Consider the following 16,060-nt stretch of genomic DNA (forward strand, 5'->3'; position numbering starts at 1 on the left):
CGTAGGTCAGGAAGCCTGGGCGGCGGGCTGCCAGGCGGCGAGCAGCTCGCGGTAGAAGTCGGCGTCCGGGAGGGCGCGCGGTACGGGACCCGCGTGGCTGAACCCGACGTTGGCGGTGGCCTCGTCACCACCGAGCTTCCTGGCGAAGTTGAATTCCTTCGCCTCCTCCTGACCGAACGCCACGAACTGCCAGAAGAGCGGCAGCCGCGCGGCCTCGGCGAACGCCTGCTCGGCGAGGCGTACGGCACTGGGCGCGCCGTCGGTCTGGAAGATCACCAGCGCGGGCCCGGCGTCCTCGGACTTCTCGTGCAGCGACACGATCTCCTCGACGGCGCGGTGGTAGTTCGTACGGCCCATACGGCCGAGCGAACCGTGCAGTTCGTCGATCGCGCCCTCGTACTCACCGAGCCCGAGCCCCAGCTCGGTGGAGCCGTCGATGTCGGTGGAGAACAGTACGACGGGTACGGTCCCGCTCTCGTCCAGGTGTGCGGCGAGCGCGAGCACCCGCTCGCCCAGGTGCTGGACGCTGCCGTCGCCGTAGAACCCCTTCATGGACAGGGACCGGTCGACGACCAGATACACCCGCGCCCGCTGCCCGGTCAGCCCGAGCTTTTTGAGGGCGGCCCCGGCGGCCTTGTAGTGGTCGGCGAGCCCGGGGGCACGGGACTTGACGCGAGCGAGGGAGAAGGCGGGACGCGAGGCGGAACCGGCAACGGCGGGTTCGGGGGCGATGGCCTCGGGTTCGGGGGCGGGAGCGACGGCTTCGGGGACGGCCTCGGCCTCGGGCTCGACGGCCACGGGGGCGATGGCGGCGACGGCGACGGCGACGGCCACGGGCTCGGGTGTCGGCTCCGGGGCCACTTCGGGCTCCTTGACCTCGGCGACCTCGGCGACCTCGGCAACCACCGGGGCCTCAACAGCCTCAACGGCCTCGACGACTGCCTCGACGACTGCCTTTTCCGCCACAGGAGTTGCCGCAGGAGCAACTTCCGGCTCCGCCTCCAGTTCCGGCTTGGCCTCCGGCTCCGGCTTCGCCTCAGCCTGCGCCTCCGGCTCGGGCTTCGCCTCGGGCTTGGCCTCGGGCTTCGCCTCCACCTCCGCCGTCTTCTGCGCCGGGACCGTGGGAGTGGCCGTTTCCTCCGTCGCCGTACGGGCCCGGGTCGCCTGCGAGGGCAGGCTGCGGGCCTTGTCGAACGCGGCGGCGACCAGGTCGGCTGCCGCCGCCTCCGTAACAGAGGACGTGGACGAGGAGGCGGACGAGGACGTGGACGAGGACGCCGGTACGGTCGCGGATACGGAGGCCGTTTCCTCGGCCCGTACCGTCTCCCCGGCGGGGGCCGACTCCTCGGCCTTCACCGTGGGTTCCGCCACCGCCGATTCCGTACGGTCGGCCTGTGACGGTACGGAGGCCGACGCGGAGTCCGCCGCGGATTCCGCTGTCGATTCGTTGCGCTCCTCCGCACGATCGCGTCCGAACACCTTGCGCATCAAGCTCCGAATGCCCATGGGCGAGGCCTTTCAGATGAGTTGGGTGCGGTGTCCGCCGCCGGGGACACGCGCATCCCTGGCCAGGGCGGATACGTAAGGTTAGCGGCCGCTCCACGCATTGTCGGGCAGGGGCGGTCACGTGTGCGGTGGACGGTACCGCCTCGGAGGCCGTATCGCGGCCCGTGTCCACCGGCCGTACCGCTCGTGTCCACCGGCCGGGCCGGCCGGGTCCACCGACCGCGCCGGTCACCCCGCGTTCATTCGGGGTTCACTCGGCTGCCGCCCTGGTGCTGGTCGCGCCACCTAGCGTCACCGCCGAGACGTCCCGACGCCCTGTCGGCGCGGTGCGCGCGCCGAAATCCCCCCTGATATCGCTGATTCGGAGGCGAAAGTGCGCAAACTGCTGCCGCTCATCACCAAGGGTTCCAGCCCCCACCCGGGCGGGCGTTCCGCCCTGACGTGCCGTTACCGCTGCGGTGACGCCTGCTTCCACGAGGTGCCGAACAAGAGCGACAACGAGTACGTCGGCGATGTCATCGCGAGCGTCCTCTCAAGACGCTCGATGATGCGTGCCGCCGCGATCGTCACGGTCGCGGGCGCGGCCGGAACCGCCCTCGCCCTCGGCCCGGGTGACGCACCGGCGGAGGCCGCGCCCGGCGCCCGTACACCGGACGCCACCCCGAAGCCGGACGGCGCGCGTGGCCTCCGCTTCGCCCCGGTCGCGCCCAACACCGCCGACCGGGTGACGATTCCGTCCGGCTACAGCCAGAACGTGGTCATCCGCTGGGGCGAGCCCATCCTGCGCGGCGCGCCCGCCTTCGACGCGGACAAGCAGTCGGCCAAGGCGCAGGCGGGGCAGTTCGGTTACAACAACGACTTCCTGAGCCTGCTGCCCCTCAAGGGCGAGCACGGCCGTCAGGTGCTCGTGGCCAACCACGAATACACCGATGAGATTCTGATGTTCAAGGGGTACGACCCGGCCAGGCCGACCCGCGAGCAGGTGGAGATCGCCTGGGCGGCCCACGGGCTCTCCGTCGTCGTGGTCCAGGAGGACCGGGGCAGCGGCAGGCTGACCGCCGTCACCCGCCACCAGCTCAACCGCCGCCTCACCGCGACCAGCGACTTCCTGCTCACCGGCCCGGCGGCCGGGAGCGAACTGCTGCGTACCTCCGCGGACCGTACCGGCACCAAGGTCTACGGAACGCTCAACAACTGCTCCGGCGGCACCACCCCGTGGGGCACCACGCTGCACGGCGAGGAGAACTTCAACCAGTACTTCGCCAACGCGTCGAGCCCGACCGACCTGCGGTACGGCATCGGTACGGGCGCCTCCGAGCGCAAGTGGGAGCTGTTCGACAAGCGCTTCGACGTCAAGCAGGAGCCCAACGAGTCCCACCGCTTCGGCTGGGTCGTCGAACTCGACCCGTACGACCCGGACTCCACCCCCCGCAAGCGCACCGCGCTCGGCCGTTTCAAGCACGAGGCCGCGCAGCCCCGGCTCACCGCCGACGGCAGGCCCGTCGTCTACATGGGTGATGACGAACGCTTCGACTACCTCTACAAGTTCGTTTCCTCGAAGCGCATGAAGAAGGGCACGTCCCGCGCCGCCCACGAGCACAACCTCACCCTCCTGGACGAGGGCACGCTGTACGTCGCCAAGCTGACCGGCGACAGCCCGGCGGCCGAGATCGACGGCACGGGCAAGCTGCCGAACGACGGCGAGTTCGACGGTTCCGGCGTCTGGATCCCGCTGGCGACCGGCGCCGTCTCGCACGTACCGGGGATGACCGCCGACGAGGTGTACGTGTTCACGCGCCTCGCGGGCGACAAGGTCGGCGCCACGAAGATGGACCGCCCCGAGGACGTCGAGCCGTCGCCGCGTACCGGCCGGGTCTATGTCGCGCTCACCAACAACAAGGACCGTGGCGCGGCGGGCAAGGCGCCCGCCGACGAGGCCAACCCGCGCAACGCCAACAAGCACGGCCACGTCCTGGAGCTGGCGGAGAGCTGGGACGACCCGGCGGGCGACGGCTTCGCCTGGCGGCTGTTCCTGGTCGCGGGCGACCCGAAGGACCCCGCCACCTACTTCGCGGGCTTCCCGAAGGACCGGGTCAGCCCGATCTCCTGCCCGGACAACGTCGCCTTCGACCCGCACGGCAATCTGTGGATCTCGACGGACGGCAACGCGCTGGGCTCGCACGACGGCCTGTTCGGTGTGGCGACGCAGGGCGACCGGCGCGGTGAGCTGAGGCAGTTCCTGACCATGCCGAGCGGCGCGGAGACCTGCGGTCCGATCATTCAGGACCGCCGGGTCCTGGTGGCCGTACAGCACCCGGGGGAGATCGACGGCGCGTCCGTCGAGAAGCCCGCGAGCACCTGGCCGGACGGCCCGGGGAAGATCGTCCGCCCGTCGGTGGTGTCGGTGTGGCGCAAGGACGGCGCGGACATCGGCGTCTGACCGCTGCCGAATACCCGCGCACGCGCACCCGCTCCCCGCATACCCTCCCTCCATGGCTTCTGAAGCTCTGGACGAAGGCGGCACCGCGCGGGTCGACACCTGGATCTGGTCCGTGCGGCTGACCAAGACCCGCTCCCAGGCGGCGTCGGCGGCCCGCGCGGGCCATGTCCGCGTGAACGGGGAGCGGGTCAAGCCCGCGTACGCGCTCAAGGCGGGTGACGAGGTCCGGTTGCGGCACGCGGGCCGGGACAGGGTCGTGGTGGTCTCGCGGATCGTACGGAAACGGGTGGGCCCGCCGGTGGCCGCGCTGTGCTTCGTCGACAACAGCCCGCCGCCCCCGCCGCGCGAGCTGACCACCCCGATCGCCCTGCGCGACCGGGGCGCGGGCCGCCCGACGAAGCGGGAACGCCGGGATCTCGACCGGTTGCAGGGGCACTGAGGGGGACGGCCGGGAGGGGGGCCCGGCCAACTCCTTACGGTAACTATTGATGTACGGAAAGTAAAACTCGCGTCACGGGGAAGTCCCTTCCCATGAACCACGACGATGATCAGCGCGACCGGTACGACGTGTACGACCAGTACGACCGTCAGGCCCAGTACGACCGTCAAGACCAGTACAGCGAGTACAACCAGTACGGCCAGAGCCGCCAGTGCGTCACCTTCCGTCTCCCCAGCCACCCACGAAGCGTCGGTCGCGCCCGTGAAATCCTTCAGCTGAGCATGGACCTGCCCGGGGACCCGGGCGATACGGCAGCGCTTCTGCTCTCCGAGCTGGTCACCAACGCGCTGCGCCACGGGAGCCCGCCCGGCCGGGAGATCGGCGTCTCGCTGCACCGCGCGGACGGGACCCTCCGACTGGAGGTCGAGGACGCGGGCGACTTCCTCCCCCGCCCGCGCACCCCGGGCCCCGACGACGAATGCGGCCGGGGCCTCGCGCTCGTGGACGCGCTGGCGGACGACTGGGGCGTCGCGCCCCGACGCGGTCCGGGGAAACGGGTCTGGGTGATGCTCAAGGTCACCGATCCGCCCGACCGCTTCTGACCCGGCCGGCGGGAAGGTGCGGTACCAGGCCGTGTTCCCTCACACACGGCCTGGCGCCCCTGGACCCCCTGGACCCTGTTTGGCCTCGCAGCCGGGGCAGAGCCCTTCGGTGTGCGAGCGGTAGGCGCGGTCGCAGTGGTCGCAGTTCTGGAGTGGTACGACGCGGGGTTTGACCGGTGCGGCGGGCAGCGGGGGCGGGAGGAGATGGGTGAGCCGGTGGGCGATGAGTCCGGCGGGCCGGGCGATGTCCTCCTGCGGGAGCAGGGCGGTGAGGGTGCGCTGTACGGCGAGGGGTTCGATGCCGCGTTCCAGCCAGGCGGCGACGGCGGGGGCGAGGCGGCGGATGTCCAGCTCGCCGAGTAACAGGCGAGGATCGTGGCGCCGGAGCCCGGCGAGGATTTCGGCGGCGGTGCGGTGGCGGGCGAGGTCGGGGTGTCCGGGTGCGGGGAGGGAAGGGGCTTCGGCGACGGGTTCGGAAGCGACGGCCTCGACGGCCTCTGGGGTCTCGACGGTCTCGACGGCTTCGCGCTTGGGGACGGCCCTGGGCTTCTTCGGCGGCTGTTGCTGCTGGCGCTGCTGTTGCTGCTGGGGGATCAGTGCGAGGGGCATGTCGTACGAGACGGTCCGGGTGACCCAGCGCCCGGAGGCGAGGCGCTCTTTCGTACGGCTGAGGTAACCATGTGCTTCCAGTTCGCGCAGGGCGGAGGCGATGGCGACTTCGCCTTCGACGCAGCGGGCGGCGAGTGCCTTGATGCCGATCTCGACGCCGTCGGGCAGTGACTGGATGTAGAGCCCGAGGCCCTTGGCCAGCAGGGACAGTTCACGGTGCTGGGCGAGGTGGTTGCCGACAACGGTGAACCGCTCGGTGTGCCGGTGGCGTACATGAGTGACACCGGACGGGGAACTCGCCGCTTGAATACCGGACTTGTCACGCGGGAAGGCGTTAAGCTGCTGAAGAGCCATCGGGAAGGTTGATTCCTAGTTGGTTAGGCCCTCGATCGGGATCGCCGTCCCGGCCGGGGGCCGAATTGTGTGCGCAGGGCATATGCGAAAGCCATCACTGCTTCGCCGACCCCTAACCCCGCCAACACCCCACTTCTGTCCGGTTTCACCGGACTTCACCCGTGTGAGTGACCCGCTGCGCGGTGTCCTCGTGAGGACCTACGGGGAGGGTTGGGAAGGGTGGTTTCACCAGTTGATTAGGAGCTGTTACGTCGCGCCCCACCGGGTCCCGGCCCACCGGGTCGCGGAATCCCACGACCCGGCGCGAGGGACGTGAGCAGTCGAACAGGCGTCCCGGCAACCGGCGCTCGGCTCTGGAGAAGCAGCTGGTGGACAACACCCCTACGACTCACCGGAAGTCATCGAGTTGCCCGCTGCGCCGGTCCGGTCTCAGCTGTTCCAGCAGTTCACGGGCGGGATGCGCAGCGTTCGACCTCGCGCGAGGCAGCAGAATCACATCGGGGGAGACTCGACCAGAACACCCCGCAGGTCGGCGCCCATGTGTCCCAGCAGTGTCAGCGCTACGTACTCATCTTGGTACTCAAACCGGGCACGTGTCTCAGGGCCTGTGTTTCTTTGATTGCGTGACAGCACCTGAGTAGCTTTGAGATAAGGGTTGTTCTCGCCCGTGGGAGACGTGACCATGGCGTACCCCTGTTCCTTCATATAGCTGTGGGGAGAGCCCGGAGACGGTCGCGGAACTCCCGTACGGCCGGCACTGCGGAGTGGGGTTCGAGGTAACTGCTGAACTTGGTCAAACGAGCACGTGCTCGGTCTGAGCGGACGCGGTTCTCCAGCAGCTCCATACCGGCGGTCGCAGCGGCCAGGGCGCCGTCGAGGTCCCGGACTGCCAGGCGTGCCGTGGCGAGTCGGCCGGACCGCACGGCTCGGTCACGTGGGACCGCTTGGTCCACGGCCACCGCGAGGGCGCTGGTTGCTCGCTCGGGGAAGCCGGAGCGAAGCATGATCTTGCCCTCGGTGGACTTGAGTTGGGCCTCGCCGTACCAGCCGAGCCAGTCGGGGCGGTCGCCTTCGCGGTAGGCGCCCCACAGGTCGTAGGCCCGGTTGAGGGACTTGCCGGCCGCCTCGTGCTGGGTGTCTCGGGACAGGGCCTCCGCCTGGTGGAGGTAGAGGTACGAGGTCGCCGCAGGCGGGAGGGCCGAGGGGGCGTTGCCGATGGCGGTGTCGATCAGCTTCACGCGTGCGGCGGTGTCGCCGGAGTCGGAGATGTGGACGCCCATCTCGGCCAGGACGAAGGCGCCGAAGCCGTCGTCCTTCGCGCTGTGGGCGCTGCGGAGGGCGCCGACGTAGTAGCGCTGGCCGAGGGAGCGGAGGCCCTTGTCGTAGGCCATCCAACCGGCGAGGTAGGACACGTGGGCTGCCGTGGCGTACAGGCGGTGTTCGACGGCGTCGGAGTAGCGCCCGTGGTCAAGAAGGCTGGCGATCAGCGCGAGGTCGCTGGTGGCCTGGTCCAGGAGGCGCGCTCCGCCCATCTGGTCGTCGAGCGTGCGGAGGGTGTCCACGCGCGCTTCGATGGTGGTCACCATCGCGTTGGTGACGCGGTTGCCGTCGAGTGCCGAGGCGAACGCCTCTGGTGCGGCCGCCCAGTTGGCGGCGACGCCCGTCAGCGCGACGCCGGTGATGGACAGGAATCCGCGACGATCCATGTGGCCGTTCCTGACCAGATCAGTGAATACCTTCACGGTGCCGGCCGGAGTCCACGGGGCCGCCAGGGCCGTCGATTCCCACGCCGGCAACCATCGGGGCCAGGCTGCCGAACGTACGTAATCCTCGGGGACGCCCAGCAGGTCGGCGAGCACTCGTTGCGCGTCCGCGTCAGGCGCCTGCCCCTGCTCCCACTTCCAGACCGTCGTCCGGTTGGTGGCCAGCGGTACGCCCAGCTCGGCCCCGCGTTCACGCATGCGCCGGGCTAACTCGGCCTTGCCCCAGCCCTTGCTCTCTCGCACGTAGGTCAGCGGGTGCAGAGCCATCGGGTCGGACATCCCACCCTCCCCTCAGGTTGGTAGTCAGGAGGCTACTCCCCGTGCGTGTGGGAAACGGGGGTTTCTCTCACTGGAGGAACCGCATGGAAACGTTCCGAGCCCATGGTCCACGGCCGTTCACTGGGCCTCACGCCGTTCGGAGCTGAGCACCCGGGTAACCGGCTCCCCCGCCCGCTCCGGACGGCTCTCAGGACAGCAGCCCGTCATCGGCGTCCCACACGCGGGTGCCGGGCTGTACCACCCACGAGGAGGTCTTGATGCGCCAGCCTCTGCCCGTCCGTACGTCCGGCGACAGCGGACGACAGCACACGGTTCCCGAGCCGCCGGCCGGTCCGTGCCCGGCCCTCCGCGCCCGCGCCGAATCCGGGTGGGAGAGATTCCTCCGGCGCGGAGCGAGCGATCGCGAGGAGTCCGAGCGGTGAATCCGGTCGATGCCGAAGGCCGGGAGGACCATCCCCTCCTTCACCGCATGGTCCGCGACATAGCGAGCCGGGGTGAAGGGGAGCTGACGGCCGTCGTCCACGAGAGGCGCGGCGGCCGGCTCATCCGCATCGCCCACATCCAGCCGCGAACGGCATCGCCTGGTCCACCGCCGCCGACGACATCGGGCCCGTCCGATGAGGCATCGCTTCGCTGCCGTGGCCTACGTGATCGTCGGCAGTGCGCTCGTCGTCACGTTGGCCATCGCCGGAACCCCGGACCACTGAGAAACGGGAGGAGCACCATGAGACGTACCGCGAATCGCGGCTTCAATCACCGCCAGGCCGTGACCGAGGAGTGGTTCCGCACCCAGGTCCTTCCTCGCATATCCGGCGCGCGGTTTCTTCCCTACCAGGTGCGACAGATGAGGCACGAGCACCTTCCCGCGATGCTGTGCGATGAGGACCGGAAGAGCCTGGCACGCATTGCCGTGGAGCTGATGAAGGTCTCCGCGCGGTGGCGCTGCCTGCCCTTCCACTACTTCCGCTACGGCGGATACCGGCGCGAGGTGTCCGCCGAGCGGGCCTACTCGTACCTGCCGGAGAGCGCCCTGTTCCACCGTCTCCTTCCCGGCGTGAACCGGGACGCGATCGACCTGGACGACAAGACGTCCTGCAAGAGGATCCTCGCCTCCGCAGGCGTCCCGCAGCCCGCGCTCATCGCGAGCGGTGACCGCCGCACGGGTGTGACGTCCGCTGGTGATGTGGTGCCGCTGACGGAGGTCCTCGACCACGCTTCCGGACTCGGGCGCGTGGTGGTCAAGCCCTCCCGTTACTCCAGCGGTGGGTCCGGCGTCGTGATCGTGCGGCCCGGCGAGGACGCTTTCTACCTCCCGGCCTACGCGCAGCGGTGGGGCACGTGGCTGGTGGAGCAGCACGTGCCTCAGCACCCCGACCTGGACGTGCTGAACCCGTACGCCCTCAACACGTTCCGCGTGATCACCCTGCTGCGTGAAGGCGCCGCCGAGGCCCTGTACATGATGCTGAAGCTCGGCGGCGCCGAGAGCGCCACGGACAACTCGGCCGTCGGCGGCATGCAGATCCGTGTTCACCCCGACGGACGACTCGACCGCCATGGCTACGACCGATATCTGAACGCCCACACCCACCACGGGGTCAGTTCAGTGCTGTTCGCCGACCACCGGATCTCCCACATGACGGAGGTCCGAGAGCTGGCCGAGCGCTGTGCCCGCCTGTTCCCGCAGGTGCCCTTCATCGGCTGGGACATCGCCCTCACGCCCGGCGGACCTGTGGTCATCGAGGGCAACAGCAGCCCTTCCCTCGCACACATCCAGCGCACGCACGGCGGCGTCGCGCCGGCGCTTGTTCCCGCGCTCCGCTCCGTGATGGATCGCCCGATCATCTGACCAGGAGTTCTCGTGGAAAGCCTGAAAATGCAGGCCCGTGCCGCAGCCGGGGGTCTGCTCGACACGCTCAAGACGATGCCCGAGGTCCAGGCGCTCTACGTCCTGTCCTCCTCGGCGGTCGCGCCCCGCAACGTCACGCGGTTCAGTACCGATTCGGACTTCGACCTGGCCGTCATCCTCGACGTTCCGCTCAAGGAAGAGGAGTGGAGGTCGCGGCCGGCGGACACATACACCCTGGTCCGTGACCGGCTCCCCGCCTGGATCCCGGAGTTCAGCTTCCACGTGCCGGTGCCCTGGGGGCGTATGGAGGTCAACGTCCACCAGCTCCTCTTCCAGTACGAGGCCGACCCGCGCACGGCGTGGAACAGCGACAAGTGCGACGCCTACGGGAACAAGGGCGAGCCGCTGTTCGACCGTGAGGAAGCCTTCGGGGCGCTGATCTCTCACAAGTCGCGCGAGCAGCTTCAGCGGCTGGAGGGCGAGACCTACCGGCTGCACAACCGGATCACCTGGGACGCGCGCGAGATCCCGCTGCGGATGGCACGGCGGGTCGGAGTGCCCACGGGCCACTTCGTACTCTCCGGGGCACTGGACGAGGTCGTGGACTGGATGTACGCCCGCTCGGGCCAGCTGCTGCCGAACATGAAGTGGAAGCTGTACTCCCTTGGCGCACTCGGCCTAATCAGCGGCGAGCAGGAGAACCTGCTGATCGAGGCCCAGCAGTGCGACCCGCTGTCGATGGTCGACCTGGAGCGGCGGTGCGAGGCTCTGGGCGAGTTCTGCCGCATGGTCGGGATGGACCTGAGCCCCGGCGCGATCGAGGCCGTGCGGAAGGCGTACCAGCGGGCCAACCACCACCTCCTCGGGGGAGAGGCGTCGGTCTTCGCCGACCAGCCGTCCCCGCGATTCGTTCCCTTCGGCGAGGGCGGCGGTCCAGTTAGGCACTTATGTCCGGGCGTCAGTACGCTGCGTGATCCGCTTACACAGGAGGCTTGATGTCGATCAAGGTCCACAACACGCTGACCGGCCGGACGGAGGAGTTCCACCCCGAGCGGGAGGCCGAGGTGCGGATGTTCGTGTGCGGACCCACCGTGTACGGCCCCAGCCACGTCGGGCACGCGAAGACGTACACGCAGTTCGACTTCATCGCCCGGTACCTGGAAGCGAGCGGGTACAAGGTCACGTACCTCCAGAACATCACCGACGTCGATGACAAGATCATCCGGAGGTCGGCGGAGCAGGGCGTCCCGCCGGAGGAGATCGCGCCCCTCTTCGAGAAGCAGTACCTGGAGGACATGGCTGCGCTGGGCAACACCCGCGTGGACGTCCATGCTCGGGCTCACGACCACATCGACGCGATCGTGGACCAGATCAAGCGGCTCATTGAGCGAGGCCACGCCTACCAGCTCGACAACGGCTGGTACTTCGATCTGGCCTCGTTCCCCGCGTACGGCAAACTCTCCGGCCGTACCGACCTGCGACCCGAGGACTCGGTGTCGCGGATCGACGACAACTCGAAGAAGCGCAACACGGGCGACTTCGCTCTCTGGAAGGGCCGCAAGGACGGCGAGCCGTTCTGGGAGACCGAGCTTGGTCCGGGCCGACCGGGCTGGCACATCGAGGACACCGCGATTACGGAGACTTTCTTCGGTCCCTCGTACGACCTGCACGGCGGCGCCGTCGACCTCATCTTCCCGCACCACGAGGCTGAGGTTGCCCAGATGGAAGCCGCCTCCGGCATCGATCCGCTGGCCCGCTACTGGATGCACACCGGGCTTCTGCGGGTTGACGGCGAGAAGATGTCGAAGAGCACCGGCAACTTCCTCACCATTCGCGACGCGCTCGCCCGGACGGACTTCCGCACCCTGCGGCACGCCTTCCTCTCCCAGCACTACCGCTCCTCCATGGAGCTGAACGACTCCACGCTGGAGCAAGCCCGAGGGGCACGCCGCCGGATCGAGAACTTCGCCCGGACCATCGACCCCGCGCACACCGACAGCCCGGCGAACACCGCACGCGTGACGGACGCCTGGAAAGAGATGCGCGAGCGCCTGGACGACGACTTCGACACCCCCGGCGCCCTCGCTGTCCTGTTCCAGTACATCCGCGAGCAGAACCGCAGGGAGGAGCCGGCCGGGCCGGTCGCCCTGCGGCTGATCGAGGACGTGAACAACCTCTTCGGAACCTTCGACATCCCCGGCTCCGCCCAGAGCGACGCCGCCGTCGACGAACTAGCGAAGGAGCGCGACCGGCTCCGCGCGGCGAAGAAGTTCGCCGAGGCCGACGCGATCCGAGAGCAGCTCACCCAGCAGGGCGTCGTCCTCAAGGACTCGCCCGAAGGCACCCGTTGGTGGAAGGAGACCACTTCATGACCTGGAAGAGCCACTTACCGCTCGTCGTAGAGAGCACCATCCCCCTCAGCCTCTGCGGAGCGCTGATGGACCACGTGAAGAACCAGACCGCCCGCCCGCGCACCTACCAGGGCGTCATCGACGAATCGCTGCGCAAGAGCGAGTACGTCGAGGTCCCGACACACCTGGAAGAGGCGGTCATCTCCCGCTGCGCCGCCCACCTGCGCAGCCAGTTCGAGATCGCCCCGCAACGCATAGCCACTCAGCCGGCGGTTATCTACCGCTACGGTCCTGGCGTCGGCTTCGTCGCCCACCACGACGAGGTCACCGACATCGAGCGCGAGCGGGCCCGGACCAACGGACAGCCCGTCGTCGGCGGCGACCTCACCCTCGTGGTCTGGCTCAACACGCCGGACTCCTACGGCGGCGGCGCGCTGTTCTTCGAGAACCCCGCCCAGGAGATCAAGCCCCCCTGCGGCAGCCTGGTCGCCTTCCCGGCCACCCGCGACCACATCCACGGCGTACGGCCGATCACGAGGGGCGTACGCGTCACCCTCGTCGTACGCGTCGATGCCGAACGCCTCTGAGCACAGGCCACTTCCCTGTCAGCTGAGGCAGAGTGGCTGCCAGGATGAACGGTATGACGACGATCGACGGTGAGGTAGCGCCCGGGTTCGAACCGGTCCGCGAGGCGTTCATGGCGAACTTCACCCAGCACGGGGACATCGGCGCGGCCGTGTGCGTCTACTGGCACGGTCGGCCGGTGGTCGACCTGTGGGGCGGCGTTGCCGACTCTGAGACGAGCCGTCCATGGACACGTGACACCCTTCAACTGGTCTACTCGGCGACCAAGGGAGCCATCGCGACCGCGGCGCACATGCTGGCCGAACGCGGTCAGTTGGACCTCGACGCTCCGGTAGCGGAGTACTGGCCGGAGTTCGCGGCGAACGGCAAGGCGGACATCCCCGTGCGCTGGCTCCTGTCCCACCAGGCCGGTCTGATCGCTCTCGACCAACCATTGCCACTGGCCCAGGCGTTGGCCTGGGATCCCATGGCAACAGAGCTGGCGGCCCAGCGCCCTCTGTGGACTCCGGGCACCGCACACGGGTACCACGGCCGAACCTGGGGCTGGCTGGTCGGAGAGGTGATCCGCCGAGTCTCCGGGCGCTCGCCGGGCCGCTTCGTCGCCGATGAGATCGCGGATCCTCTCGCCTTGGATTTCTTCATCGGCTTGCCGGAGAGTGAACGCAGTCGGGTCAGCCGCATGGTGTACCGGCGACCGGCCGTCGACCTCACGACGGTGCCCGCCGAATCGCTGCCCGAGGAACTCCGCGAACAGGTCGCCGCCTGGCGCGACCCGAACTCCTTCAGCAACCGAGCGTTCGCGGTCACCGACCCGGCTGCGATCGACTTCGACTCCCCCATGGTGCAGGCCGCCGAACTCCCGTCCTCCAACGGAATCGGCACCGCGCGGGCACTCGCCCGCATGTACGCCGCGCTGATCGGCGAGGTTGACGGCGTACGTCTGATCGCCCCGGAGACCTTGGCGTCCGCGACCGAAGAGCAGGCCAGTGGTAAGGACCAGGTGTTGGTGTTCCCGAGCCGCTTCAGCACCGGATACATGCTCCCCACCGAGGACAACCTCATGACCGGCCCGAACGCCTTCGGCCACACCGGCCGCGGCGGCTCACTCGCCTTCGCCGACCCCGAGCACGGCATCGCTTTCGGCTACGCGATGAACCACATCGTCAGCGGGTCCGACGATGTGCGCGCGGCCGCGCTGGCCGAGGCGGTGCGGAAGGTGGTGGCGTAGTCGGTCAGGTCGGCATCGAAGCGCCTCAATATCGTGGCCCCCCCCGCATCGCGACGAACCCGCACACATGGGTGTTGGTCGCGTCAGCTGACCCTCTTGCCTGACGAACGCATACGTACGGATCAGGCCGTTGATGCGCAGCGGCACCACGAGCCGGCCGCCTTCCTTCAGCTGGTCCACGACAGTGTTGCGCAGCTCGGTCGCGCGGTTCTCATCGGGCAGTTCGGGCAGTTCGGCGATGTGGATGTTCTCCTCGTGGTGCGTGTACGTGAAACCCGTGATGATGTGGATGTTCCATCGGCTGCGCTATGCGGTCCTCTGGCCAAGGCTGAGAATCAGTCTTGTGCTCAGTTCGGACGGTCGCAGAGCAGGGGGAGTGTCATCGGGCATCAGTAGCCAAGTCTGTTCGTACTGGGAGCCGTTAAGAGTGCCGTCTCGCACATATGTGGGGATGCGCCTTCCGCCATCGCGTTGTTACTGTCTGTGCATCAAGCATCGGCACTTTCACGCGGGGTCGGAAGGGGTTTTTTTGTCCCGACAGGCCCCTGGGGATAAGGGGTTGCGCGCATGGCGCCACAACCACGGGAGTTGACACCGGAGCGATCGGCCCGGGACCTCTTCGGGTCGGAGATGCGCCGGTACCGGGAAGAGGCGGGAATGAGCCTCGAAAGTCTGGGCTCCATCCTCAAGTACGGGAAGAGTTCACTGGCCCGGTTCGAAACGACGGAGACGATGATCCCGCCCGACCTGCCGGAACGCCTCGACGCGGCGTTCGGGACGGGGGGGTGTTCGGGAAGCTGTACGCGCTGGCGCGGAAGGAGATCCATCCGGATCAGTACCGGCGGCGAATGGAGCTTGAGACTCGGGCACGCTACATCCAGGAGTTCTCCGGCCACTTCGTACCTGGGCTGATCCAGACCGAGGCATACGCCCGCGCGCTGTTCGAAGTCCACAACCCGAAAGCGGCACCGGCCGCGATCCAGGAGCTTGTGACGGCTCGTATGAGCAGGCAGACCCTGCTGAACTCCAGCCCCGCACCTGACTTCTCCGTGATCCTCGACGAGGTAGTACTGCGGCGGACGTATGGCGGACAGGCCGTCATGCGCCCGCAGTTGAAGCGGTTGTTTGATCTGACGCTCACCCCGAACAGTGTCTTGCAGGTCCTCCCGTTCGAGCACGGGGGGCATGCGCTGGCCGGGGGAACACTCACCCTGATGACTCTCGATGATGGAGTGCAGATCGCGTACGAGGAGAGCATCTCCACCGGCACATTGCTTGAGGAGGAAAATGTCGTCACGGCTCATCAGCGGGCCTACGATCTGATGAGAGCTTGTGCCCTGTCGCCGAAGAAGACAGCGGACATGATCAGATCCGTAATGGAGGCGCTTCCCGCATGAGCACGACCCTGGACTTCACTCACATCGAGTGGGTCAAGTCCACGCGCAGCAACGGCAATGGCGGGGGCTGCATCGAGTGGTCGCCCACGTACACCGCCGCTCATGGCGTCGTTCCCGTACGGGACAGCAAGACCCCCCACGGCCCCGTGCTCACCCTCGCGCCCACCGCCTGGACCGACTTCGTCGCGTTCGCCGCCGCTGGTTACGCGTGACCGGTCCGGCCCGTCATATGTAGCCGAGGACCGTCATCAACGCCGCGTCCTCCGCAAGGAGTTGTACGCCGAGCGCCCATCGCCGTACCCGTACAGCAGGCGCGACCAGGGCGACGACGCAGGCCGCGGCGCCCAGGCAGGCGCCCCACTGGAACAGCCATCCGGGCAGCGTCGGGCCGCATTCCCCGTATCCCGGACAACGTGGCGCCCGCTCGGTGGAGAGGGCGAGTACCCCGGCCAGACCGGACCAGATACGTGTGCAGCCGACGGAGGTCTTCTTGCTCGCGGGCTTCGGCCGTGATGCGGGCGCTGTCGCGTTCATGCCCCGGTCCAACGCCACGCCCCACAACGCCCACACCGGTTCGGGTACCCAACTACGAGTGCGCGAGGTGCTTACGGCCCCCGTCGGGTCCGTAAGCACCTCGCACCTCAGCCGTTCCGGCGGCTCT

The 16,060-nt window shown here is 68.5% G+C and carries 14 protein-coding genes and 1 pseudogene; 11 read left to right on the forward strand and 4 right to left on the reverse strand.

Annotated features, from left to right (window positions below):
* Window positions 1-6: 6 nt before the first annotated feature.
* On the reverse strand, window positions 7-1,506 hold the full coding sequence (locus ACIP8W_RS14970) for a VWA domain-containing protein (RefSeq protein ID WP_402203222.1): 1,500 nt from the start codon (window positions 1,504-1,506) through the stop codon (window positions 7-9).
* A gap of 373 nt (window positions 1,507-1,879) precedes the next feature.
* Here ACIP8W_RS14970 and ACIP8W_RS14975 point away from each other — a divergent pair, with 373 nt between their 5' ends.
* The 3 genes from ACIP8W_RS14975 to ACIP8W_RS14985 all read left to right on the forward strand — a co-directional run bounded on the left by ACIP8W_RS14975 (window position 1,880) and on the right by ACIP8W_RS14985 (window position 4,987).
* A complete protein-coding gene (locus ACIP8W_RS14975; RefSeq protein ID WP_401955099.1) occupies window positions 1,880-3,946 on the forward strand; it encodes a PhoX family protein in 2,067 nt (688 codons plus the stop codon).
* 52 nt (window positions 3,947-3,998) lie between these two features.
* The gene (locus ACIP8W_RS14980; protein WP_401955101.1) at window positions 3,999-4,385 is read left to right on the forward strand and encodes an RNA-binding S4 domain-containing protein; all 387 of its coding nucleotides are present in this window, start codon (window positions 3,999-4,001) and stop codon (window positions 4,383-4,385) included.
* Between the two features lie 92 nt (window positions 4,386-4,477).
* Entirely contained in the window at window positions 4,478-4,987 is a 510-nt protein-coding gene (locus tag ACIP8W_RS14985) for an ATP-binding protein (protein WP_401955103.1), read from the forward strand.
* A 39-nt stretch (window positions 4,988-5,026) separates the two neighbouring features.
* Here the strand turns inward: ACIP8W_RS14985 and ACIP8W_RS14990 are convergent, their stop codons facing one another.
* Both ACIP8W_RS14990 and ACIP8W_RS14995 read right to left on the reverse strand, forming a co-directional pair.
* Window positions 5,027-5,950, reverse strand: a complete 924-nt coding sequence (locus tag ACIP8W_RS14990) for a helix-turn-helix domain-containing protein (RefSeq protein WP_402203224.1) — start codon at window positions 5,948-5,950, stop codon at window positions 5,027-5,029.
* A gap of 701 nt (window positions 5,951-6,651) precedes the next feature.
* Window positions 6,652-7,992 (reverse strand): helix-turn-helix domain-containing protein, encoded by a 1,341-nt coding sequence (locus tag ACIP8W_RS14995; RefSeq protein ID WP_402203226.1) that lies wholly within the window; start codon window positions 7,990-7,992, stop codon window positions 6,652-6,654.
* 844 nt (window positions 7,993-8,836) lie between these two features.
* Here ACIP8W_RS14995 and ACIP8W_RS15000 point away from each other — a divergent pair.
* The 8 genes and pseudogenes from ACIP8W_RS15000 to ACIP8W_RS15035 all read left to right on the forward strand — a co-directional run bounded on the left by ACIP8W_RS15000 (window position 8,837) and on the right by ACIP8W_RS15035 (window position 15,611).
* Window positions 8,837-9,838: a sugar-transfer associated ATP-grasp domain-containing protein gene (locus ACIP8W_RS15000; protein ID WP_402203228.1), complete on the forward strand. Its 1,002-nt coding sequence runs from the start codon at window positions 8,837-8,839 to the stop codon at window positions 9,836-9,838.
* 12 nt (window positions 9,839-9,850) lie between these two features.
* Window positions 9,851-10,834, forward strand: coding sequence for a hypothetical protein (locus tag ACIP8W_RS15005; RefSeq protein ID WP_401955113.1), 984 nt, complete (start codon window positions 9,851-9,853; stop codon window positions 10,832-10,834).
* Window positions 10,834-12,210, forward strand: coding sequence for a cysteine--tRNA ligase (gene cysS, locus ACIP8W_RS15010; protein WP_402203230.1), 1,377 nt, complete (start codon window positions 10,834-10,836; stop codon window positions 12,208-12,210). Before ACIP8W_RS15005 ends, cysS begins: the two co-directional genes overlap by 1 nt.
* On the forward strand, window positions 12,207-12,776 hold the full coding sequence (locus tag ACIP8W_RS15015) for a 2OG-Fe(II) oxygenase (protein ID WP_401955116.1): 570 nt from the start codon (window positions 12,207-12,209) through the stop codon (window positions 12,774-12,776). The genes cysS and ACIP8W_RS15015 overlap by 4 nt, the downstream gene beginning before the upstream one ends.
* A gap of 53 nt (window positions 12,777-12,829) precedes the next feature.
* Window positions 12,830-14,002: a serine hydrolase domain-containing protein gene (locus ACIP8W_RS15020; protein ID WP_401955118.1), complete on the forward strand. Its 1,173-nt coding sequence runs from the start codon at window positions 12,830-12,832 to the stop codon at window positions 14,000-14,002.
* A gap of 657 nt (window positions 14,003-14,659) precedes the next feature.
* Window positions 14,660-14,728 (forward strand): annotated as a pseudogene (locus tag ACIP8W_RS15025) (hypothetical protein); the annotation flags it as partial.
* A 59-nt stretch (window positions 14,729-14,787) separates the two neighbouring features.
* A complete protein-coding gene (locus tag ACIP8W_RS15030) occupies window positions 14,788-15,399 on the forward strand; it encodes a DUF5753 domain-containing protein (protein ID WP_402203232.1) in 612 nt (203 codons plus the stop codon).
* Entirely contained in the window at window positions 15,396-15,611 is a 216-nt protein-coding gene (locus ACIP8W_RS15035; protein ID WP_401955124.1) for a DUF397 domain-containing protein, read from the forward strand. The genes ACIP8W_RS15030 and ACIP8W_RS15035 overlap by 4 nt, the downstream gene beginning before the upstream one ends.
* Window positions 15,612-15,624: 13 nt before the next feature.
* Here the strand turns inward: ACIP8W_RS15035 and ACIP8W_RS15040 are convergent, their stop codons facing one another.
* Window positions 15,625-15,933, reverse strand: coding sequence for a hypothetical protein (locus ACIP8W_RS15040; protein ID WP_402148820.1), 309 nt, complete (start codon window positions 15,931-15,933; stop codon window positions 15,625-15,627).
* Window positions 15,934-16,060 lie beyond the last annotated feature (127 nt).

The organism is Streptomyces sp. NPDC088554 (assembly GCF_044752945.1).
In the GTDB taxonomy this organism is placed as follows: domain Bacteria; phylum Actinomycetota; class Actinomycetes; order Streptomycetales; family Streptomycetaceae; genus Streptomyces.

Excerpts from the sequence above, each read along its gene's own strand:
- ACIP8W_RS14970 (WP_402203222.1), bottom strand. The coding sequence starts at position 1,506 with ATGGGCATTCGGAGCTTGATGCGCAAGGTGTTCGGACGCGATCGTGCG.
- ACIP8W_RS14980 (WP_401955101.1), top strand. The coding sequence starts at position 3,999 with ATGGCTTCTGAAGCTCTGGACGAAGGCGGCACCGCGCGGGTCGACACC.
- ACIP8W_RS14985 (WP_401955103.1), top strand. The coding sequence starts at position 4,478 with ATGAACCACGACGATGATCAGCGCGACCGGTACGACGTGTACGACCAG.
- ACIP8W_RS14990 (WP_402203224.1), bottom strand. The coding sequence starts at position 5,950 with ATGGCTCTTCAGCAGCTTAACGCCTTCCCGCGTGACAAGTCCGGTATT.
- ACIP8W_RS14995 (WP_402203226.1), bottom strand. The coding sequence starts at position 7,992 with ATGTCCGACCCGATGGCTCTGCACCCGCTGACCTACGTGCGAGAGAGC.
- ACIP8W_RS15000 (WP_402203228.1), top strand. The coding sequence starts at position 8,837 with ATGAGGCACGAGCACCTTCCCGCGATGCTGTGCGATGAGGACCGGAAG.
- cysS (WP_402203230.1), top strand. The coding sequence starts at position 10,834 with ATGTCGATCAAGGTCCACAACACGCTGACCGGCCGGACGGAGGAGTTC.
- ACIP8W_RS15015 (WP_401955116.1), top strand. The coding sequence starts at position 12,207 with ATGACCTGGAAGAGCCACTTACCGCTCGTCGTAGAGAGCACCATCCCC.
- ACIP8W_RS15020 (WP_401955118.1), top strand. The coding sequence starts at position 12,830 with ATGACGACGATCGACGGTGAGGTAGCGCCCGGGTTCGAACCGGTCCGC.
- ACIP8W_RS15035 (WP_401955124.1), top strand. The coding sequence starts at position 15,396 with ATGAGCACGACCCTGGACTTCACTCACATCGAGTGGGTCAAGTCCACG.
- ACIP8W_RS15040 (WP_402148820.1), bottom strand. The coding sequence starts at position 15,933 with ATGAACGCGACAGCGCCCGCATCACGGCCGAAGCCCGCGAGCAAGAAG.